The organism is Cryptosporangium phraense (assembly GCF_006912135.1).
Classification (GTDB): Bacteria; Actinomycetota; Actinomycetes; order Mycobacteriales; family Cryptosporangiaceae; genus Cryptosporangium; species Cryptosporangium phraense.
On record NZ_VIRS01000004.1, the window covers coordinates 116,624 to 136,416 of the forward strand.

At 67.9% G+C, this 19,793-nt stretch carries 22 protein-coding genes; 8 read left to right on the plus strand and 14 right to left on the minus strand.

Annotated elements, in window-relative coordinates:
• Window positions 1–597: 597 nt before the first annotated feature.
• Together FL583_RS07500 and FL583_RS07505 are read left to right on the plus strand one after the other, a co-directional pair.
• Window positions 598–1,890: a P-loop NTPase family protein gene (locus tag FL583_RS07500; protein WP_170323535.1), complete on the plus strand. Its 1,293-nt coding sequence runs from the start codon at window positions 598–600 to the stop codon at window positions 1,888–1,890.
• 269 nt (window positions 1,891–2,159) lie between these two features.
• Window positions 2,160–3,446: a tetratricopeptide repeat protein gene (locus FL583_RS07505; protein ID WP_170323536.1), complete on the plus strand. Its 1,287-nt coding sequence runs from the start codon at window positions 2,160–2,162 to the stop codon at window positions 3,444–3,446.
• 655 nt (window positions 3,447–4,101) lie between these two features.
• On the opposite strand, the gene FL583_RS07510 is transcribed toward FL583_RS07505, so the two are convergent.
• Together FL583_RS07510 and FL583_RS07515 are read right to left on the minus strand one after the other, a co-directional pair.
• Window positions 4,102–4,641, minus strand: coding sequence for a hypothetical protein (locus tag FL583_RS07510; protein ID WP_142703743.1), 540 nt, complete (start codon window positions 4,639–4,641; stop codon window positions 4,102–4,104).
• A 549-nt stretch (window positions 4,642–5,190) separates the two neighbouring features.
• Window positions 5,191–5,907, minus strand: a complete 717-nt coding sequence (locus tag FL583_RS07515) for a TetR/AcrR family transcriptional regulator (protein WP_142703744.1) — start codon at window positions 5,905–5,907, stop codon at window positions 5,191–5,193.
• A gap of 58 nt (window positions 5,908–5,965) precedes the next feature.
• Between FL583_RS07515 and FL583_RS07520 the strand changes: the two genes are divergently transcribed.
• Window positions 5,966–6,826, plus strand: coding sequence for an SDR family NAD(P)-dependent oxidoreductase (locus FL583_RS07520; RefSeq protein ID WP_142703745.1), 861 nt, complete (start codon window positions 5,966–5,968; stop codon window positions 6,824–6,826).
• Between the two features lie 86 nt (window positions 6,827–6,912).
• Here the strand turns inward: FL583_RS07520 and FL583_RS07525 are convergent, their stop codons facing one another.
• The 7 genes from FL583_RS07525 to FL583_RS07550 all read right to left on the minus strand — a co-directional run bounded on the left by FL583_RS07525 (window position 6,913) and on the right by FL583_RS07550 (window position 13,223).
• Window positions 6,913–9,000: a xanthine dehydrogenase family protein molybdopterin-binding subunit gene (locus FL583_RS07525; protein ID WP_142704013.1), complete on the minus strand. Its 2,088-nt coding sequence runs from the start codon at window positions 8,998–9,000 to the stop codon at window positions 6,913–6,915.
• A 2-nt stretch (window positions 9,001–9,002) separates the two neighbouring features.
• The gene (locus FL583_RS07530; RefSeq protein ID WP_142703746.1) at window positions 9,003–9,962 is read right to left on the minus strand and encodes an FAD binding domain-containing protein; all 960 of its coding nucleotides are present in this window, start codon (window positions 9,960–9,962) and stop codon (window positions 9,003–9,005) included.
• The gene (locus FL583_RS07535) at window positions 9,959–10,456 is read right to left on the minus strand and encodes a 2Fe-2S iron-sulfur cluster-binding protein (protein WP_142703747.1); all 498 of its coding nucleotides are present in this window, start codon (window positions 10,454–10,456) and stop codon (window positions 9,959–9,961) included. Before FL583_RS07535 ends, FL583_RS07530 begins: the two co-directional genes overlap by 4 nt.
• 29 nt (window positions 10,457–10,485) lie before the next feature.
• Window positions 10,486–11,319, minus strand: a complete 834-nt coding sequence (ppk2, locus tag FL583_RS07540; protein WP_142703748.1) for a polyphosphate kinase 2 — start codon at window positions 11,317–11,319, stop codon at window positions 10,486–10,488.
• A gap of 72 nt (window positions 11,320–11,391) precedes the next feature.
• Window positions 11,392–11,862, minus strand: a complete 471-nt coding sequence (locus FL583_RS07545) for a protein kinase family protein (RefSeq protein ID WP_142703749.1) — start codon at window positions 11,860–11,862, stop codon at window positions 11,392–11,394.
• A 10-nt stretch (window positions 11,863–11,872) separates the two neighbouring features.
• Window positions 11,873–12,028, minus strand: a complete 156-nt coding sequence (locus FL583_RS40000) for a hypothetical protein (RefSeq protein WP_170323537.1) — start codon at window positions 12,026–12,028, stop codon at window positions 11,873–11,875.
• A 751-nt stretch (window positions 12,029–12,779) separates the two neighbouring features.
• Entirely contained in the window at window positions 12,780–13,223 is a 444-nt protein-coding gene (locus FL583_RS07550) for a winged helix-turn-helix domain-containing protein (protein WP_142703750.1), read from the minus strand.
• Between the two features lie 81 nt (window positions 13,224–13,304).
• On the opposite strand from FL583_RS07550, the gene FL583_RS07555 reads away from it, so the two are divergent.
• Both FL583_RS07555 and FL583_RS07560 read left to right on the plus strand, forming a co-directional pair.
• Window positions 13,305–13,733, plus strand: a complete 429-nt coding sequence (locus FL583_RS07555) for an EVE domain-containing protein (RefSeq protein WP_205751917.1) — start codon at window positions 13,305–13,307, stop codon at window positions 13,731–13,733.
• Window positions 13,726–14,238, plus strand: a complete 513-nt coding sequence (locus FL583_RS07560; RefSeq protein WP_142703752.1) for a flavoprotein — start codon at window positions 13,726–13,728, stop codon at window positions 14,236–14,238. The genes FL583_RS07555 and FL583_RS07560 overlap by 8 nt, the downstream gene beginning before the upstream one ends.
• On the opposite strand, the gene FL583_RS07565 is transcribed toward FL583_RS07560, so the two are convergent.
• On the minus strand, window positions 14,232–14,996 hold the full coding sequence (locus FL583_RS07565) for an AraC family transcriptional regulator (RefSeq protein WP_142703753.1): 765 nt from the start codon (window positions 14,994–14,996) through the stop codon (window positions 14,232–14,234). The genes FL583_RS07560 and FL583_RS07565 overlap by 7 nt on opposite strands.
• A 63-nt stretch (window positions 14,997–15,059) precedes the next feature.
• Here FL583_RS07565 and FL583_RS07570 point away from each other — a divergent pair, with 63 nt between their 5' ends.
• Window positions 15,060–15,587, plus strand: a complete 528-nt coding sequence (locus FL583_RS07570) for a TIGR03086 family metal-binding protein (RefSeq protein WP_142703754.1) — start codon at window positions 15,060–15,062, stop codon at window positions 15,585–15,587.
• A gap of 2 nt (window positions 15,588–15,589) precedes the next feature.
• Here FL583_RS07570 and FL583_RS07575 read toward each other — a convergent pair whose 3' ends face one another.
• Window positions 15,590–16,018 carry a hypothetical protein gene (locus tag FL583_RS07575; protein WP_142703755.1) on the minus strand — a complete coding sequence of 143 codons (429 nt, stop codon included), beginning with the start codon at window positions 16,016–16,018 and terminating at the stop codon, window positions 15,590–15,592.
• A 62-nt stretch (window positions 16,019–16,080) separates the two neighbouring features.
• The gene (locus FL583_RS07580) at window positions 16,081–16,503 is read right to left on the minus strand and encodes a Fur family transcriptional regulator (RefSeq protein ID WP_142703756.1); all 423 of its coding nucleotides are present in this window, start codon (window positions 16,501–16,503) and stop codon (window positions 16,081–16,083) included.
• A 100-nt stretch (window positions 16,504–16,603) separates the two neighbouring features.
• On the opposite strand from FL583_RS07580, the gene FL583_RS07585 reads away from it, so the two are divergent.
• A complete protein-coding gene (locus FL583_RS07585; RefSeq protein WP_142703757.1) occupies window positions 16,604–17,560 on the plus strand; it encodes a 2-hydroxyacid dehydrogenase in 957 nt (318 codons plus the stop codon).
• Window positions 17,561–17,772: 212 nt separating this feature from the next.
• Here the strand turns inward: FL583_RS07585 and FL583_RS07590 are convergent, their stop codons facing one another.
• Together FL583_RS07590 and FL583_RS07595 are read right to left on the minus strand one after the other, a co-directional pair.
• The gene (locus FL583_RS07590) at window positions 17,773–18,063 is read right to left on the minus strand and encodes an HAD family hydrolase (RefSeq protein WP_142703758.1); all 291 of its coding nucleotides are present in this window, start codon (window positions 18,061–18,063) and stop codon (window positions 17,773–17,775) included.
• 54 nt (window positions 18,064–18,117) lie between these two features.
• Complete coding sequence (locus FL583_RS07595; protein ID WP_142703759.1) at window positions 18,118–18,324, minus strand: hypothetical protein; 207 nt, start codon at window positions 18,322–18,324, stop codon at window positions 18,118–18,120.
• Window positions 18,325–18,555: 231 nt separating this feature from the next.
• On the opposite strand from FL583_RS07595, the gene FL583_RS07605 reads away from it, so the two are divergent.
• On the plus strand, window positions 18,556–19,449 hold the full coding sequence (locus tag FL583_RS07605; protein WP_142703760.1) for a tyrosine-type recombinase/integrase: 894 nt from the start codon (window positions 18,556–18,558) through the stop codon (window positions 19,447–19,449).
• Window positions 19,450–19,793 lie beyond the last annotated feature (344 nt).

Genomic DNA, 19,793 nt, shown 5'->3' on the forward strand with positions numbered 1-19,793 from the left:
CCCCGCGGTCCACCCGGTCAATACGGCAAGCGTCTGCGCGGCGCGAACCCCGGGCACCGGCTCACCAAGGTGGGTGGCGAGACCTCGGACACGTAATTCGCCGTGTCCGAGGGCCTCCAGCGCGAAGGACCCCGGACCCTAGGTGAACTAGGAGTCCCGATGTTCGACCTCCCTGCGCTTGGGCTAGTACCCAGCGTCATCGCTGTTTTGCTGTTCGGCGCTCGGCCCTTAGCTGTTGCTGTCCTCTCCTTTGTGGCTACCTTCTCCAAGGCGCCAAGCCGTCGGGAGCGCGCCCGACGCGTCTTGCGCGACTTGCTCGGGTTGAGTGACCGCGGCGAACCCCCGCTCGGGCGATGAACCCGGTGAGAACTTTCTCCTCTGCATCAAGCCCTAGGCTGCCCGCGGGTCCGCCCAGGACATGCGGCCTGACGGCCGTTCCTGGGCCGCCCGCGGCATGGGAGGAACCTGGACGCACCGAACGCCCAGGCCGCCCTGAAACATCTACTGCCTCCCCGCGCCACGTGGCAAGATCTGCCTATGGGCGCGCGCAGTAGAGACAGACGGAAGCCCTCGATTGTCCTCCTTGCAGTCGAAATCATGGCAGTAACAGCTACGGGACTCGCCGTAAATCTGCTGACGAATGCGTTGCCGAAATCCTGGGGATGGCTGAGTGACTGGCGGATCTTCGCAGGCATAGCCGCGATTTCTGTAATCGTCACATTCGCGATTCAATGGGTCAAAGGTCGGAATGCCGCCGTATCCGAGGACCCAGATCAGATCGAGGAAAGTACTGTAGGAGGTTCGGCCGCCGCAGACCAGTCGGCACGCGCTACCGGTACCGGTTCCATAGCGATCGCTGGACACGCAAATAACTCGATACTCGCCACAGGCTCGGATGCTCGGATCGATGCACGAAAGAGCATCGTCGTAGAAGGCAATCTTTCCGTCCCAGCTAACATGCCAGTTACTAAGGGAATTCGCAACTTACCTCGACCGCCATCCTATCGGTTCGTAGGGCGCACAGATACATTAAGTCAACTGCATGAACTTCTTCAAAGAGGCCCTGGAGGGGTTCTTGGGCAAGCAGTTCAAGGATTGGGCGGGGTCGGCAAAACCGAGGTTGCGCTCCAGTACATAAAGCAGTGGGGCCCGCAGTACGCCGGTGCATGGTGGTTGAATGCTGAGACATTTGAAAGCATAGAAACTGAACTAGCAGGACTAGCAGGCAGTATCGATCCAACGGCTGCCGCAGCGCTCGATACCCCGAAAGCTGCAGACTGGGCACTCGACTGGCTATCTACTCACGAAGGCTGGCTTGTCGTTTTAGACAATGTCTCAGAGCTCGAACATATCAGTCGCATCGTAGCCACAACATTAAACGGCGGAAGCATACTAGTTACCTCCCGTAGGCAAATCCCATGGAGCAGCCTCGGACTCGGATCAATATCTATTTCCTCATTGCGAAGAGACGCCAGCATAAGTCTGCTAAGTCGGGTGATGGGTGAAGGATCCGAAGACGCAGACGCCGCGCTGCTAGCCAGCGACCTCGGCGACCTTCCCCTAGCTCTAGAGCAGGCTGGCGCTTACCTGGCACAATCTAGGTCCGTCTCGATTGCGAACTATCGAGAGCGCCTCAAAGGTCAACCTCTGGCGGTCTTGAGTGAGGTAGCAGAGGGAACGCCAGCCGATAGGGCCGTAGCGGCCACCCTAAAGATTACAACAGACGCCATCGCCGAGAAATATCCATTTGCCCTAGAAATTCTAGCGATACTTTCCTACTTCGCGCCGCAAGGAATCCCGACAGAGATCGTTACGATCGGGCCAGAGGACCAGAGGACCAGCGGCCACGAGTTGAGCGCGCGTTTCGAGTTCTTGCGTCGTACAGCCTAGTCACTTTTAGTGAAGACGGTCAGAATTTAAGCATCCATCGCCTGGTTCAGGCAATCACTCGTGCCCACCAGCAGGACGACTCGGCACATACGAGCGCCCTAATCCTCCTGGTAGCGTTGTCACCTAAACAATCGGTCGACGTAGAGCACTGGGGCCGCTGGAATGGCCTGCTACCGCATATTAATGCCGCGACAAGCGTAGCGATTCAAAGCGACAACCATCTAGCACTTCAGATGGGGGCAGCACTACTCGATTTAAGCTCACTGTACATGGTTACTCGGGGTCGCCAAGCTGAATCAATCGACCGATTCAGGCGCGCGATCGATTTTGCCACGAAGGCAAGTGGATCTAACGATCGAAGTACTCTAACCGCCAAGGCGAATCTCGCCTTCACCTTAAGTGCCATAGGTCGCTATGGCGAGTCGATTGCTTTATATGAAAAAACGATTGCGCAACTATGTGAAGCAGTCGGTCCCGAAGATCGCGACACCCTAACTGCTCGCTCGAATTTGGCTAATACCTATAGAGAGTCGGGTAGCCCTACCGAGGCGGTCGCCCGCCACGAGGCCATCCTCGCCGCGAGGCGGAGGACTCTTCCAGCGGACCACGCAGACATTTCAGTCTCGCTCCACTGCCTTGCTTCGGCGTACGCCGATATGGGCCGCCTTGATGAGGCACTGTCTCTTCACGAGACAACACTACAAGCCGATGAGGAACGAGAATCGAGAAGTAGCACACTAAGCCTTCTCTCCTCGAAGCAGAATCTCGCTAGCGCTTATGAGAGTGCTGGCAGGTTAGAGGACGCATTGGCGTTGTATGAAGAGGTTGCGAAGGCTCGGGCTGAAATCCTAGGTGACAATCATCCTGATACGCTTACGTCGGAAAGCGACATCGCATATATTCATCAACAACTCGGACATGTCCGGACCGAAATTGAGATGAACGAATCCGTGCTGTCGCGTCGGCTGGGAGTTCTCGACCCAGACAACCCTGAGATACTGACATCGCAGAATAATCTGGCCGCCTTATGTGTAGAGAATGGACAATACAAGAAAGGAATCAGTCTCTACAAGAAGGCTATCGACGGTCGTCGTCGGACTCTCGGTCGTCATCACCAAGATACTTTGGCTAGCCAGGCGAATTTGGCTGGTGCCCTTCATTTTGGCGGTGAAACCGATCGTGCTATCGGCCTAGCCAGGCGCGTCTTCGGTGACGCTCTTCGGACATTCGGCTCAGATCACCGAACCACGATGCTTGCACGCAGCAATTTGGCTGGCTTTCACGGCGAAGGGCGGCCCAGAGATGCAATTCCTTTGATCGAGGAGAGCCAAAAGGCCGTGCTTCAGCGCCCGGATATTATGCCGCCACTGCAAAAACTCGCTGAACGCGCGACATTAGGTATCTGCTATTCGCGGGTCGGCCGCTACGCTGAGTCCGTTTCACTGTTGAAGGAATGCGAAGAAGTCGCCAACAAGATGTTGGGGACGGCCCACCCATTAACGTCAAGGATTCAACGCGCCCTGACAGAAGCTCAGCATATGGACAGCAGCCAGTGATTGCCGCTTCCTTTTTGCACCGATATTCGCATCCTGTACGCTCCACTAATGACGGACCTAAACAACGCCGTGAATTGATGAGCGGATGGTGGGCCAGAGTCGAGCGATCACACCCTTGCGCTTCCAAACAGAGACGGGCGTCTGCGGACGTAATCAACCGATCCTGCCTTCTCGCAAGGGCCTGCCTGTACCGAGTCCGTCGAAGGACGGTCCAGCCCATGGATGGTCTTCGAGTAGCGGCCGGACTCCGAATGCGAGTAGTAGACCGACCGCAGCGGTTCGAGTCGCTACCTCCTTCGAGACCATTGGCTCGATCGGGTGGCCGCGATCAATCAACAGCCCCATCACTACGGCAATCACGTCGGACGCGTGGCAGCCGTCTGGAGCGACGGGCGGAGTCTCGGTTGGCCCGTCATGCGGGGCGTCGCGAAGGTCGCTCATGCGTCGCCCCCCGGTATCCTTCCCTGTGCCTCTGCCGTAAGTACGGCGTCGGACCATTTGACCTGTTCGCATGGCCACGCTGGCGGCGTGATCAGGTGCAGCGCTGACACACACTTGCGTCGGCCGAACGCGTCGGGCTCGGACGGCATATGCAGTTCACGCACCCCGCGAGCTGTGGCGACGTCCTCCTGGGTCAGCTCCCGATGCCAGCGCATCACTGATCACCGTCCGAACCGAGCAGCGCCACGTAGGCGTGGTTCGTCGTCGTCCGATCCGAACACGCGGCATCGAGGAGCGCCCACGCGAGCTCGTCGCCGGCCTCCTCGTTCATCCACCGCGCGGCTGCGTCGACGACGGCGATGCGCTGCAACGGCGGCAGCCCACGCTCGCGGTCCTTCAGCACCGCAACCGCCGCGAGCCGCTGCGCCGTCGTCACGCGATCGGACACCCGCACCGCGCAGCGCGTAGCACCTGTATCGCCAGCCATTGCTGCGCCAGAGTCGAGCGTCAGCGCCAACGCCCGCTCAGTCACGCACGACGAGCGCAGCGTCGCGAACACGAACGCCACCTGCGACCAGTCTTCGAGCACGTGCGCCAAGACGTGCGCCCGCGCACGCGTCATCCGGAGAACGACCGCGGGCACCTGGCCGCCACTCTCAGGATCGAGGATCGTGCTTGCGTCAGCCTCGACGATCTGACCGTCGTCCAGCTCAACCCGGAACCTGAGTCCGGGCACGTCGATAGAGTCCGTCACTGGGTCTTCGCCCTTCTAGCCAAGGGTGGGGATCAAGGCCCGGGACGGTGTTCCAGCACCGACCCGGGCCGACTTGCAACCGGGTGCCTCTATCCGACCGCGGTAACGGCCGGTACAGAAGGTCCGCAACTAGTCCGTTCGCGGCTGACCAGCTAGTCCCCGCACTAGCTCTCACCAGAGAACGAGCAAGCGACGGCTAGCATCCACACAGGACGGTAAGCGCAAGGGCAGTCCGCATCCAGTCCGCAGGACGCCGAAACCGGCGTCAAACAGCGGCAAGCGCCGACCACCCCGCGCCCAGCTCAGCGCACGTACACGTAGCAACCAAGGGTTACTGGGTGTGATCTCCTAAGGCGGGTGTCGGCAGTTCAAATTTGCCCGAGGGCACGTCTGTTTTCGAGGTTCACGGCGTTTCTTCCTCCGCCGACAGGGCGAGGCCAGGCTGCGCCCCCTGTGCCCGTTGATATCGGTGACCGACCGCTCGACGAGGGACCTGGACGCATACCTTCAGCCGGGTGGCGGACGGCCGATCTGGCTCAGCACTCGTGCTCAGGGCGCGAAGCCTCGTAGGAGCGCGGCCAGTACGCGCTCCAGGCGCGGTTCCACCTCCACGATCGCGTGGCCCAGGCGTGGGTCGCTGCGATAGAGCGCCTCCACCTCCGGCCCCGGCGTCGCCATCTGCCAGAGCGCCCCGGCCATCGAGGTGGCCGTCGCGATGAGGTCGACGCCCTGCTGCTCGGTGAGGCCCGGCCGTAGGCGCTGGAACTCCGCCACCAGCGCGCCGACCTCCTCCAGCGTCACCAACTTGAACTCCCGCACCGACTCGAGCGACACGTTCCGCTCGAGGTTCAGCGGCGCCTGCGCCAGCAGGTCACAGAACAGCGGACGCGAGACCAGCGACTCCGCGATCACCGCAGCCACCCCCTCCGCGCCCGCGCCCGCGGCGCCCGCGACGCCTGCCGCGCCCGCGACGCCTGCCGCGCCCGCGACGCCTGCCGCGCCCTCAGCGCCCGCCACGGCGGCCGTGGCCAGCGACGCACGCAAAGCCGCCGACCACTCCCTCCACCCCTCCGCGGTCAACCGCAGAAAGATCTGCTCCCGCGTCTCGAAATACCGCAGCATCGCCGACTTGTGCATCCCCGTCGCATCCGCGATATCGGTCAGCGTCACCCGCCGCACCCCCCGCACGGCCGCCAACCCGCGCGCCGACTCCAGGATCGCCTGCTCGCGCTGGTGCTTCGCCTCCACCGACCTCGCCCGCTGCACGTCCCCACCCTACCGCAACCCTGTTGCGTTATTAACGAAACCGCGTTTTACTAAGGGCATGTCCGTTTGGTTCATCACCGGTTCGTCCCGCGGCTTCGGCCGCTCCCTCGTCCAGGCTGCGCTGGACGCCGGCCATCAGGTCGTCGCCACCGCCCGTAAGCCGGACACGCTCGCCGAGTTCGGCGACCGGGTCCTCGCCGTCCCGCTCGACGTCACCGACGCCGAGGCCGCGAAAGCGGCCCTGAACGCCGGCGTCGAACGCTTCGGACGCATCGACGTCGTCGTCAACAACGCGGGCTACGCCAACGTCGCTCCGATCGAGACCGGCGACGAGGCCGACTTCCGCACCCAGTTCGAAACCAACTTCTGGGGCGTCTACCACGTCTCCCGGGCCGCGATCCCGCTGATGCGAGCCCAGCGGCACGGCACGATCGTCCAGTTCTCGTCGATCGGCGGCCGGGTCGGCGGATCACCCGGCATCGCGTCCTATCAAGCCGCCAAGTTCGCGGTGGACGGGTTCAGCCGCGTGCTCGCGGCCGAGACCGCGCCGTTCGGGATCCGGGTCATGGTCGTCGAGCCCAGCGGCTTCGCCACCGACTGGGCCGGAGCCTCGATGACGGTCCACGACATCCCGGCCGACTACGACTCCACGATCGGCGTCATGCAGCGCCGGGTCCGCGCGAACGACGCCGGCGCGGCCGGCGACCCCGACCGCGCGGCCCGGATCATCGTCGAGGCGGCCGGCCGTACGAACCCGCCGTCGCACCTGCCGGTCGGAGTCAACGCCGTCGAGATGGCCCGCGCCTACTCGGAAGGCCAGCTCGCCGAGGGCGCGGCCTGGGCCGCCGTCGGCCGCTCGGCCGACTTCGCCGAGCCCTTCCCCGTCCCGCTCCCGCCGGACGAGGTCCGCTCCAACTGACGCCCCGCGGCGGCGGTCCGGTTCCCTTCCCGCCGCCGCGACGCCGGACCGTCGCCGGCAACCGGGGCGCCGGTGCCCCGTCCTTCTCAAAGACTCCCGAGCAGCTTGTCCAACCTCACCGGCAGATCCCGCACCCGTACCCCCGTCGCATGCCACACCGCATTCACGATCGCGGCCGGCGACCCCACTATCCCGATCTCCCCGATCCCCTTCACCCCGAGCGGATTCACCGACAGGTCCTCCTCGTCGATCCACACCGCCTCGATCGACTCCACATCGGCGTGCACCGGCACGTGGTACTCGGCCAGGTCGTGGTTCACCCAGTCACCGGTCGAGGCGTCCAGGACGCTCTCCTCGTGGAGCGCCATCCCCATTCCCATCGTCATCCCGCCGATGAACTGGCTCCGCGCGGTCCGCGGGTTCAGCACCCGCCCCACCGCGTACGCCCCGAGCAGACGGGAGACCCGCACCTCGCCGGTGTCCGCGTCCACCCGCACCTCGGCGAAGTGCGCGCCGAACGCGTGCTTCCCGGAGTTCTCCCGCGACTTCACGTCCGGCGTCGTGTCGAACGTCGCCGAGAGGCCGTCCGGCGGCACCGGCCCGGTCAGCCGCGACAGCTCCTCCCGGAGCAGACGGCACGCCCCGTCGATCGCCCAGCCCCACGATGCGCTGCCCGACGAGCCACCGGCGATCGACGCCCGCGTCAGGCCGCTGTCGCCGATCCGGACCGTGACGTTCTCCAGCGGCACGCCCATCCCGTCGGCGGCGATCTGGTGCAGCACGGTCCGCGAGCCGGTCCCGATGTCGACCGCGGCCAGCGTCACCTCGACCCGGCGCTCCGGGTCGATCCGCACGGTGGCCGTCGACGGCATGACCATCGACGGATAGGTCGCCCCGGCCATCCCGGTCCCGACCCACCAGCGGCCCTCCCGTCGCTGCCGCGGCTCGAGAGAGCGCCCGGCCCAGCCGAATCGCGACGCACCCAGCCGCAGGCACTCCACGTAGTGCCGGCTGCTGAACGGCGTCCCGTCCTCCGGCTCCACGTCCGGCTCGTTGCGTATCCGCAGCTCGATCGGGTCGATCCCCAGCGAAACCGCGAGCTCGTCCAGCGCACCCTCCAGCGCCACCATCCCCGGCGCCTCGCCCGGAGCGCGCATCCACCGGGGCGTCGGCATGTCCAGCCGGGCCAGCCGGTGGGACGTCCGCCGGTTCGGGGCCGCGTACATGTGCCGGGTCACCACCGCGGTCTGCTCGGCGAACTCGAACAGCCGGGACGTCTGCTCGACGACGTCGTGGGCGATCGCGGTCAGCTTCCCGTCCGCGCTCGCACCCAGCCGCACCCGCTGGATCGTCGGCGTCCGGTGACCCACCATCGTGAACAGCGCCTGCCGGGGCAGCGCGAGGCGCACCGGCGTGCCCACCACCCGCGCCGCCATCGCGGCCAGGATCGCGTTCGGCCGCGCGCTGCCCTTCGACCCGAACCCGCCGCCGACGTGCTCCGCGATCACGTGGATCTGCGAACGCTTCAGGCTGAATACTTTCGCGACCTGGGAAGCGATCGCCGACGGTCCCTGATTCGAGTCGTACAGCACGAGGTCGTCACCGACCCACATCGCCGTCGTGGCGTGCGGCTCCATCGGGTTGTTGTGCAGCGCGGGCGTCGAGTAGGTCACGTCCACGGTGGCCGCGGCCGCGGCCAGGGCCGCGTCCACGTCCCCGGCCGAGGTGTCCGACGGAAACGCCGGGTTGACCTTCTCCGGCGTGTAGAGGCCGGGGTGGTCCGGCGTCAGCTCCGCGTCGTGCTCCTCCTCCACCAACTCCATTCGGACGCTCTGCGCTGCGCGCCTCGCGGCCTCGAGCGTGCGGGCGACGGCCAGCGCGACGACCTGACCCCGGTAGCTGATCCGGGGCGACTGGAGTACCTGCAGCTCCGGGTCGTCGCCGGACTCCAGGCGGGGCGCGTTCCCGTGCCACAGCAGCGCCAGCAGCCCGTCGTCGTCGCCGGGCTCGATCGAGACGACGTGGCCGCGCGCGATCGGCGCCTGCACCACCCAGGCGTAGGCGACGTTCTCCACCGGGTACTCGACCGCGTACCGGGCCGTGCCGGTGACCTTCAGCGGTCCCTCGATCCGCGCCACCGGCGTTCCGATCGACGCGGTCCGGGTCGGTGTCATCGTCATCGCGAGACCTCTTCCAGCGTCGCGGCGACCAGGTTCCGGATCAGCGTCAGCTTGAACGCGTTGTCGGGCAGCGGTTCGGCCGCGGCCAGCTCGGCGTCGGCCGCGGCCAGGAACGCGTCGCGAGTGGCCGGGCCGCCGCGCAGAGCCGATTCGGCCACCCGCGCCCGCCACGGCTTGTGCGCCACCGCCCCGAACGCCAGGCGCACGTCGTCCACCACGTCGTCCGTGATGCGGACCGCGGCGGCGACCGAACCGACCGCGAACGCGTACGAGGCCCGGTCGCGGGCCTTGCGGTAGGTACTCGGGAAGCCCAACGGCGGGACGTCGACCGCGGTGATCAACTCACCGGGCTGCAGCACCGTGTCGCGCGACGGATCGTCTCCGGGCGCCCGGTACAGCTCCGAGACCGCGATCTCGCGCGAGCCGTCGGGACCGGTGACCTGACAGACGGCGTCCAGCGCCACCAGCGCGACCGCCATGTCCGACGGGTGCGTGGCGATGCAGTGCTCGGACGCCCCCAGGATCGCCAGGTTCCGGTGGTCGCCGGTGCGGGCCGGGCAGCCGCTGCCCGGCGTCCGCTTGTTGCAGGCCTTGGTGACGTCGGTGAAGTACCGACAGCGGGTGCGTTGCAGCAGGTTGCCACCTGTGGTGGCCATGTTGCGCAGTTGGCCGGACGCGCCCGCGAGGAGCGCCTGACTGAGCACCGGGAAGTGCCGCCGGACGACCGGATGCGCGGCGAGCTCGCTGTTCCGGACGCCGGCGCCGATCCGGAGACCGCCGTCCGGCCGGCGGACGACGTCGTGGAGCGGCAGCTGGTTGATGTCGACCAGCGTGTCGGGCAGCGCGACGCCGAGTTTCATCAGATCGACGAGGTTCGTGCCGCCGGCGAGGTACGTGCCGCCCAGCGCGACGGCTTCGTCGATCTCGGTCACGGGCCGGTAGGCGAACGTCTTCACCGGGCCGCCTCCAGGATCGCGTCGACGATGTTCGGGTAGGCGCCGCAGCGGCACAGGTTGCCGCTCATCCGTTCGCGGACCTCCTCGCGGTCGAGCGCCGGGGTCTCGCCCTCGGTGACCGCGCTGGGCCAGCCCTCGTCGAGCTCGCCGAGCATCCCGACCGCCGAACACACCTGGCCGGGCGTGCAGTAGCCGCACTGGAAGCCGTCGTGCTCGAGCATCTCGCGCTGCACCGGATGGAGGTCGTCCGGCGTGCCGAGCCCTTCGATCGTGGTGATCTGCGCCGACTGCTGGGAGATGGCCAGGATCAGGCACGCGTTGACCCGCCGGCCGTCGAGCAGCACGGTGCACGCGCCGCACTGGCCGTGGTCGCAGCCTTTCTTCGCGCCGGTCAGCCCCAGGTGCTCGCGGAGCGCGTCGAGGAGCGTGGTCCGGGGGTCGGCGGTGAGATCGTGCGGTGTGCCGTTGACGGTCAGTCGAAAGGATTCGGACATACCGCCGATCTACCCGGCCCGCTCGGCATTTAACTCGCCAGCGTCGCCGTGTGGTCCGGGACGAACCGCTGGGTGTCGCGCGGCGGCCGCTTGTACCCCGAAGACTTCGGACGCTTCGGCAGCGCGATCTTCGGCTCGCTGACGTGCTGGTACGGCACCGTCGACAGCAGGTGCGCGATCATGTTGAGCCGGGCCGAGCGCTTGTCGTCGCTCTCGACGACCCACCACGGCGCCTCGGGGATGTCGGTGTGCACGAACATCTCGTCCTTGGCCCGCGAGTAGTCCTCCCACCGGGCGATCGACTCGACGTCCATCGGCGAGAGCTTCCACCGGCGCAGGGGGTCGTCGAGCCGGGACTCGAACCGGCGCTGCTGCTCGGCGTCGCTCACCGAGAACCAGTACTTGCGCAGCAGGATCCCGTCCTCGACCAGCATCCGCTCGAAGAGCGGGCACTGGTGCAGGAAGCGGCGGTACTCGTCTTCGGTGCAGAAGCCCATGACCCGCTCGACGCCGGCCCGGTTGTACCAGGAGCGGTCGAACAGCACGGCCTCCCCGTGCGTCGGCAGGTGCTGGACGTACCGCTGGAAGTACCACTGGCCCTTCTCGCGCTCGGTCGGCGCGGGCAGCGCGACCGTGCGCGCGTAGCGGGGGTTGAGGTACTGGCTGACCCGGCTGATCGTGCCGCCCTTGCCGGCCGCGTCGCGCCCCTCGAAGATCACCAGCAGCCGGGTGCCGCTCTCGCGCAGCCAGGCCTGCATCGTGACCAGCTCGGTCTGCAACCGGAGCAGTTCGGCCTCGTAGTCCTTCTTCCCGATCCGGGCCGGCCGGGCCTCTTCATCGACGTCCACGCTGCGCTTAGCCATCCGTGCGCCTCCTCTGCACCCTGCCCGACCCTACGTGCTGCGGCTGCGCGGGCCGGAAAGCACTCTGTGTGTCTATCGGAGAGTGGCGTCCAACCGGTCTCGGTGGGCGGCGGCGAGGAAGGCGCCCGGCTGCCATTGCCCGTCGGCCTGTCGGTAGACGGTGTTCTTCGGCGACAGGTCGTTGTGGCAGACGACCTCCCCGCCGGCGGCCAGGACGCTCCCTGCGGTCAGATCGTGGAGTTCACGTACCAGGCGGGCCACGGCGACCAGGGAGGCGTTCGATCGGACCACTGTCTGACTCTCACGTTCCCAGGGCACGAAGCCGTCGAGGTAGGTCAGCATCTCCCGGCCGTGCTCGTCGAGGCCCAGCAAGCGCGGCGCGGCCGGCCAACTTCGGCTCTCGAGCAGGGACAACACCTGGTGGGTGTAGGCCGCCGAGGGCGGCGGGGACCGGCGCACGACCTGGCCGGTCCGGACCACCGCGTTGACGAATCCACCGGGCAGCGGCTCCTCGATCGATGGGTCCGAACGGTCCTGCGTCATCGCCCGCTCCTCAACCCGTCCGCTCGACGACCCACCGCGATCCGAACGTAGCCACCCATGCCTCCTCGCCAACGACCGCACCGGCGCCGGGGTGGTTCGTCGACGAGGTCAGGATCGCGTCGTTGTTACCGGTCAGCGCCGGTCGGGTGGCCGGTGGAAGGCTCACCGGCCGGTCTTGAACGCGGTCGTTCGGAAGCTGCGGACCGATGCGCCGGCGCGCGAGATTCCGCGGGAGACACGGGTCGTGAAATACCGCGTATGAGCGGCTGCGGACGGCCCCGGGGATCGGGTGCTGACCACGCGCGGGTTCACGATGATGCGGTCGGGTAGATCGCGCGGACCTACCCCGAGGACTCGAGCGTCGTTCGGGCGCGCTAGCGCGCCGCCGGCGCCCGCGGGCGCGGGGCGGCATGAAGGGCTCCCCGCGTACGGGCGGCCCGGGGCGCTGCGGTCGCGGGTGAGGCGATCGGGTTATCTCGCGGAGGTCGGAGATGTCGGCGGCGGGGCCGGCCAATGACCGTCTGGTCGACCGACGGTCAGTCCGCAGACAAGCCGCAACGGCTGCGGCCGCTCGACGACGCCCCGGTCGCCAGGCTGGGGCGAGGCCGGCTGCGGACACGACCTGACCGCATCCCTCGCCGCCCTGCGTCGGCCCGCGATCGCCGCGACGATCCCGAACGCTCGAAACACCTCGCCCGGCGGGCGGCCACCGGGCAGCGCTTCGCTGTTCGCGGTCCGCCGGTCGAGGCCGGCGGTCGGCCTCGGTCGCGCGTCGCGTCATAGAACTGGCTTGTCCGCGCTTGCCCGGTGGGATCGATCGCGAGGTCGGTCCGGTCCGACCCGGGTGGGCCGGATACGCAGCCCCTTGACGGATCCGGCCGCGTGCTGGGGCCCGGACCAGCTTCGCCGACCTCTCGCTAATCCGGGGCCCGGTACGCGCCCTGGCCGTGTAGGACGACGACCACGCCCTCGAATTGGAGCTCCTGGTACGCCCGGCGAATCGTGTTGCGGGACACCCCGTACTGCTCCATCAGCTTCGACTCGCTCGGTAGCCGATCAGCCGGACCGAACTCGCCCGCCAGGAGGCGCTCCCGCAAGCCGTCCATGACCACCCGGTACGCCGTCCGCTGGACGCCATTGCGGCGCTCGGGGGGCGCGACCCTGCGCCCGTGACCGGGGATCACCTCGATCGTTCCCTCTCGGGCCAGTAGCGCCAGGGCTTGGCGCATCGGGCCTCGTTGGGCTTCGAGCAGCTCGGCGAGCTTCGGCTCGGGCGGGAGCATGCTCCCGGGCGCGAACGCTCCCTTGCCGATGAGCTCCCGTAAGTCCACCGCGATCCGGCGGTAGGAATGCTCTGCCACGTCTCCCTCTCAAATTTGTCGCGACCCGGTGCTCTGATAGTACCTATGGTTGGGACGAGTGTACAAGATAGAATCGCGAACGTGTCCCTCCGGAATCAACCTCTTGGCGCCTGGCTCCTCAAAGGCAACGCCGACCGCGCCGACCTGGCCGCCCGGTTCGCTGAAGAGCCGCGCGTCTCGCAGTGGTGCGTCCAGCCGAGCTACCGCACCCGTCTGATGCGCCCGGGCCAACCGGTCGTGTTCTGGGCCAGCGGCCGCGACGGCCGGCGCGTCGGGTTCTGGGGCCTCGGCGCCCTGGCCGGCGAGCCGGAGCTCGACCCGGACGACGGCCGCTGGCACGTCCCGCTCGACCTCACGATCGCCCCCGAGCACGCCCGCGTCCCGCGCGACGAACTGCGCGCCGACCCCCGCCTGCACGACCTCGAGATCTTCCGCCAGCCGCAGGGCTCGAACCCGTCGTACCTCACCGTCGAGCAGCTCGAGGCCCTCCGCGAGCACTTCGATGAGTGACTACCTGGCCGTCGTCGCCTGTGGATCGCCGCTGGCCGCGCGCGTCCACGAGTTCGCGACGGCGGCCCTCGACCGCGGCTGGCAGGTCCGCGTCGTCGCCACCCGGGAGGCGATGAACTGGGTCGACGCCGACGCGGTCGAGCGCGTCACCGGCGTCGCCCCGCTCGTCGAGCAGCGCCGCCCGGGCGAGCCGAAGCGCTTCCCGACGCCCGGCCGGGTCATCGTCTGCCCGGCCACGTTCAACTCGATCAACAAGCTGGCCACCGGCATCATGGACAACTACGCCGCCGGGCTGGTCTGCGAGGCGCTCTCCAGCGGCACCCCGCTGACGATCGTCCCGCTGGTGAGCGGCGCGCTCTGGGGCCACCCGGCCTGGGCCGCGCACCTCGCGCTCCTGCAGAAGGCCGGGGTGACGCTCGTCGACGTCCGATCCGGACGGATCAACGACCCCGCACCCTGCGACGACTTCAGCCGCGAGTTCGACCCGGCATGGCTGTTTCAGTAACGCAGCGCGTACCGGCTCGGCGGCTCACCGAGGATCGCCGTGAAGTCCCGCGAGAAATGCGCCTGATCCGCGTACCCCAGCTCGGCCGCCAGCGCCGCCCAGTCCACCGCGGCCCCGTCAGCCAGCCGGGACGTCACCTCCAGCAGCCGGTACCGCCGGATGCACCACTTCGGCCCCACCCCGACGTACTCCGCGAACAGCCGCTGCAGAGACCGCACGCCGACGCCCAGCCGGGATGCCAGCGCGTCGACCCGGGTCAGCGCCGGGTCCGCGGCGATCACGTCCACCGCCGCCGACGCCTCCCGGCCCGCCGGGTCGACCGGCGGTCGGTCCGCGCGAAGGACCTGCTCGACCTCGTCCACCAATTGCTCGTCGGCCAGAGCGGACGGCAGCACCACCGCGCGGTCGAAGACCGCGTCCATCGGCACGGACCGGTCGGCGATCGCCGACACCGGCCCGCCGAGGTACGGCCGGAAGCCCCCCGGCCGGAACGCCACCCCGAGGGCGCGGCCCTCGCCGGCCAAGGTCCGATGATGGAACCGGCGCAGCGGCCCGCGCACCTCTCCGGCCTCCTCGCCGACGAACGACAGGTGGACGCCGACGGTCGGCGGCAGAAGCTGCCGGTAAGGGGGCTGACCGCGGAGGTCCCAGCGCGCGATCCAGTAGTGGTCGACGAACGGCGCCAGGTCGGGCGACGGCGGCACCGACGAGTGCCGCTGGAACGACGCCCACCCGCCCCGGAGCCCACGCGCATCCACACGTCGAACCTAGTCGCGTTTGTTCAAGACAGCCCTGACCAGCGACTCCTACGGTTGGCGACCATGCACACCCTGGTATCCGCCGCGGTCGGCCCGACCGCCGAGATCATCGCCGCGATCGGCGACGAACAGCTCGACGCGCCGACGCCGTGCCGCGAGTACGACGTGCACGCGCTGCTGGAGCACCTGTCGTACTGGCGCCCGTCGCTGGTCGGAGCGGCCCGCAAGCAACTGGTCGAGCCCGGGAGCTCCGACGCGACCCTGGACGAACTCGTCGACGCCTGGAGCGAACCCGACGCCTGGGCCGGAACCACCCGGATGGGCGGCCCGATGGAGATGCCCGCGTCGCTGGTCGGCGAGATGGTGCTGGGCGAGCTCGTCGTGCACGGCTGGGACGTCGCGCGAGCGACCGGACAACCCGTGACCTGGGACGATGCCGTGCTGAAAGTCGTCCACCAAGGTCTCGGAGCGACCGCGAAGCAGGGCCGGGAGATGGACCTCTACGGTCCGGAGGTGCTGGTGGCGGCGGACGCGCCGCTGCTCGACCGGATCCTCGGCCTCACCGGCCGCGACCCGCGCTGGCCGGCCTGACCTCAGCCGTGGCTGGTCGCGGCCGCGACCGCGATCATCGTCCGCTGCCGGCGGCGGGCCTGCGCGAGCACCGCGAAACACGCGGTCAGCACGACCAGGTCGCGGTCGGCCCAGGCCCCGCTGACCTCGACCGTCGCCGTCTTCCGGAACCAGCCCGATTCGCGGACGACGATCCGCGCGCCGTCGCGGGTGAGCTCGGCCGAGTGGCGGCCGGGCTTCCACTGGGCGGGGCCGTCGGGGAGCATCGCGCCGGCCGGGTCGAGGCGGACCGAGTTGCCGGCCCGGACCGCGACGCCCCGGAACTTGGTGACCTCGACCGGCCAGGTGCCGGCCGGGGTCGTGATGTCGCCGTGGCGTGGCGAGCGGCCCAGGTGCAGGGTCGACGTCTTCGCGAGGTGGTAGGTGCGACCGTGCTTGGTGAGCGTGTCCATGTCTCCACGATCGGCGTTCCCGGCCGTGGGCACATCGCTCGCAGGTCGCGGCCCGTTGCTACTTAGGTCGGAATCTGACACGTGGGGCAGAGCCCCCAGAACACGACCTCGGCCTCGTCGACCGCGAACCCGTGGTTGTCCGACGGCATCAGGCACGCGGCCTCACCGACCACGCACTCGACGTCGACGATCACGCCGCAGGAGCGGCAGACCAGGTGGTGGTGGTTGTCGCCGACGCGGGTCTCGTAGACCGCGGGCGAGCCGGCGGGCTCGATCCGGCGGGTCAGCCCGGCCGCGGTGAGCGCGTCGAGCACGTCGTAGACGCCCTGGGTCGAGATCGCGACGCCCTCGCTCCGCACCCGGCGCGCGACGACGTCGGCCGTCACGTGGGGCTCGACGCGGAGCGCCTCGAGCACGGAGGCGCGCTGCGCGGTCACGCGCAGACCGGATTCGCGCAGCAGGGCTCGCGTGTTGTCGTCGACCACGGATCAAGCATCAGTCGGTATCTGGAACGAGTCAAGTCTGAGAAGTCGGGATTGCCCGCTGGTGACCGTCGGGCACCGGACACCTGGTAAGCAAGGCGCCATGAAGATCGTCGTCACGCAGCCGGTGCACGCGGACCAGGTGGAGCGGCTGCGGGCCGCCGGGCACGAGGTGGAGGAGCTCTCCTCGCCGCGCGGCCTGACGGCCGACGAGCTGCGCGACCGGACCGCGGGAGCCGACGCGCTGCTGTCGCAGCTCTCCGACCGGCTCTCCGCTTCGGTGTTCGAGGGCACGACGCTGAAGATCGTCGCGACGATCGCCACCGGGTTCGACAACATCGACGTCGCGGCCGCGTCGGCCGCCGGCGTGGTCGTGACCCGGACGCCCGGTGTGCTCACCGACGCGACCGCCGACCTCACGATCGCGCTGATGCTCGCGGTGGCCCGGCACCTGCCGTCGTCGGACGCTTCGGTGCGGGCGTCCGGGAGCACGGGTCCGTTCCGGCTGCTGTACGAGCCGATGGGGATCGACATCTCGGGGACGACGATCGGGATCGTCGGCCTGGGCCGGATCGGCGAGGCGGTCGCCCGGCGGGCGCACCTGGGGTTCGGGATGAACGTCCTCTACACGGCGCGGTCATCGCACGAGGTGGGGTTCCCGGTGTCCCGGGTTCCGCTCGAGGAGCTGCTGGCCACGGCGGACGTCGTGAGCCTGCACGCTCCGCTGACCGACGAGACCCGGCACCTGATCAACCGGGACACGCTGGCGGCGATGAAGTCGTCGGCGATTCTGGTCAACACCGGCCGCGGTGGGTTGGTGAACGAGGTCGAGCTGGCTGCCGCCCTGCGGGCGGGCGAGATCGCGGGAGCGGGTCTCGACGTGTTCGAGAACGAGCCCGACGTGCATCCGGATCTGATCGCGTGCGGTGATCGGGTCGTGCTGACACCGCACGTGGGGAGCGCCACCGCGAAGACGCGCCGGGCCATGACGTCGCTGGCCGTCGACAACGTCCTGGCCGTCCTGGCCGGAGACGCGCCGATCACCGCCGTACCGAAGTAACCGGCGCCGTCGGCGTCGTGCTCTAGCGAGGCGGAGATGTTGGGGGCTTGTGAATGGCTGGTCAGCTGGCGTTTGCGCTGGCTAATTCGGTCGGCCGGTTCCGGGCTCTCGGCCGGTAGCCCACGTCGTCGCAGGCAGGCTCAGTTGGCCCGGGATCGCCTCGGTCGTCGACCGGAACAGGGATGTGTCTCCGGCCTGTCCGGCGGTGCTCATCAGCGCCAGTGGCGCTGCCCCTCCTCGGCCACCAAGCGAATCCCGGCAACGGTTTCGTCGGGACGGTGACCGCTGACATCGGTGAGCTGAACAGTCTGGTTGCCGGCGATGCCGACGAAGTACCCGGCCTCGCGTAGCTCGGCGAGGCACTCGCGCGCGTCTGGGTAGACGTCGAGGGCGTTGAGGTACTCGCCCATCCCGGCGTCAAGTCGTGCTCGACGTTCCTTCTCCAGGTCGAAGCGCGGCTTGGAGTGCTCGAACACAGTCCGGTAGTCCTCGCCGCGCGCCAAGGGCCGAGTGCAATCTGCTGATCGCACACGCCGCTCCTTCGCTCGACTGCCGGCTCATTCTGGTCGACGGTCGGGGAGAGCCGCCAGCAGAAGGAGTTCGTCGGGATCGAGCACAGGAACAGGGGCCCAGTTGACGACACCACGCTTGTCGTGTCGACCTGGGCCTTCGTCGGCTTCGGCCACCTCACTGACGGCGACGCCGCCCTCGCCGCGTCCGCAGCGGCGCGAGCGCGCGAACAGCGGGAGATCGCCCGCGAGCACATCAACTCCGACCAGAAGGGAGCCGCACGACACCTACCCCCATCACGCGCCTCGACCCGCACGCCGACCGGCTCTGGTCGATCACCGAGACCTCGACCCAACTCGGCGTTCCTGTCGGGACCCTCCACCAGTGGCACCACCGTCAGATCGGCCCGAAGCCCTACCGGGTGGTCGCTTCCTGAAGTACGACCCGGCCGACGTCCGTGCCTGGCTTGGAAAGCAGGTGGCCTGATGAGCGTCGAGAAACGTCCGAACGGAAGGTGGCGGGCGAGGTACCGGGACGCCACCGGCGAGGAGCATGCCAAGCACTTCGACAGGAAGGCGGAGGCCGAGCGCTGGCTGTCGTCGATGCGGGCGGCGCCGTCCCGCGGCGACTGGATCGACCCGGCGCTCAGCGAAATTACTGTCGGCGAGTGTTCGGCCGGCTGGTTCGCTGCACAGGTTCAGCTCGAGCCGTCGACGCGTGAGCGGTACGCCTCGGTGCTGCGGAACCAGATTCATCCGCACTGGGAGCGCGTCCCACTCTCGGGTGTCAACCATGCGGATGTGGCGGCCTGGGGCGTCCGGCTGTCGAACGACGGGCTCGGCGCGCGGTCGGTGCATAAGGCGCACCGCGTTCTGAGCCAGATCCTCGACCTGGCGGTCCGGTACCGGCGGCTGTCCACGAACCCGGCCAAGGGCGTCCGGTTGCCGCGAGCGGACCGCCCGTCGAAGCGGTTCCTGACCGTGGTCCAGGTCCGCGACCTCGCCGACGCGGCCGGCCCCGACAAGACACTCGTTCACGTCCTGGCCTACTGCGGGCTCCGGTTCGGGGAGCTGGCCGCGCTCCGGGTCCAGGACGTCGACCTCGCCCGGCGGCGCATCCACGTCGAGCGGTCGGTCGTCGACATCAACGGCCATATGGTGTCCGGCTCGCCGAAGTCCTCGTCTACGCGGGCCTGTTCGGCGACGACCTTGACACCCTCGCGGACCGCCTCGACGACATCGCTGGTGCGGACCAGATGCGGACCGCCGACGTACGTGAACTGCAAGAACAGACGTGCCCTCGGGCAGATTCGAACTGCCGGCACCCGCTTTAGAAGATCACTGTCCGCAGTCCCCTGTTGCTGCGCGTACGCCTGCTGAGTTCCCGGAACAGGAAAGCGCAATAGAAGTGAATCGATAAATCGATCCATCTGGGACTTCTTCCAAACGAACTTCCGCTGGAAGCCAGAAAGGCGGACTCTGACTCGGGGGCGGGGTCAAAGTTAGGGACTAGTATGTCGCCTTCGTTTAGGCGCCTAACAAGTCCGTGAACGTCAAAGTTAGTTCCGAAGTATGAAAGTGGCTCCAGGTTAGGAATCGAGTCGTGATCCTCGCTCTCGTCGATAACCTGGACGTTCAGGGAATCGGAGTCCTGACTGTCGGCTGACATCAGAGCTCACTTGGCTCCTGCAACGGGTAAGTAGCACAGTACAGAGCAAGACAGC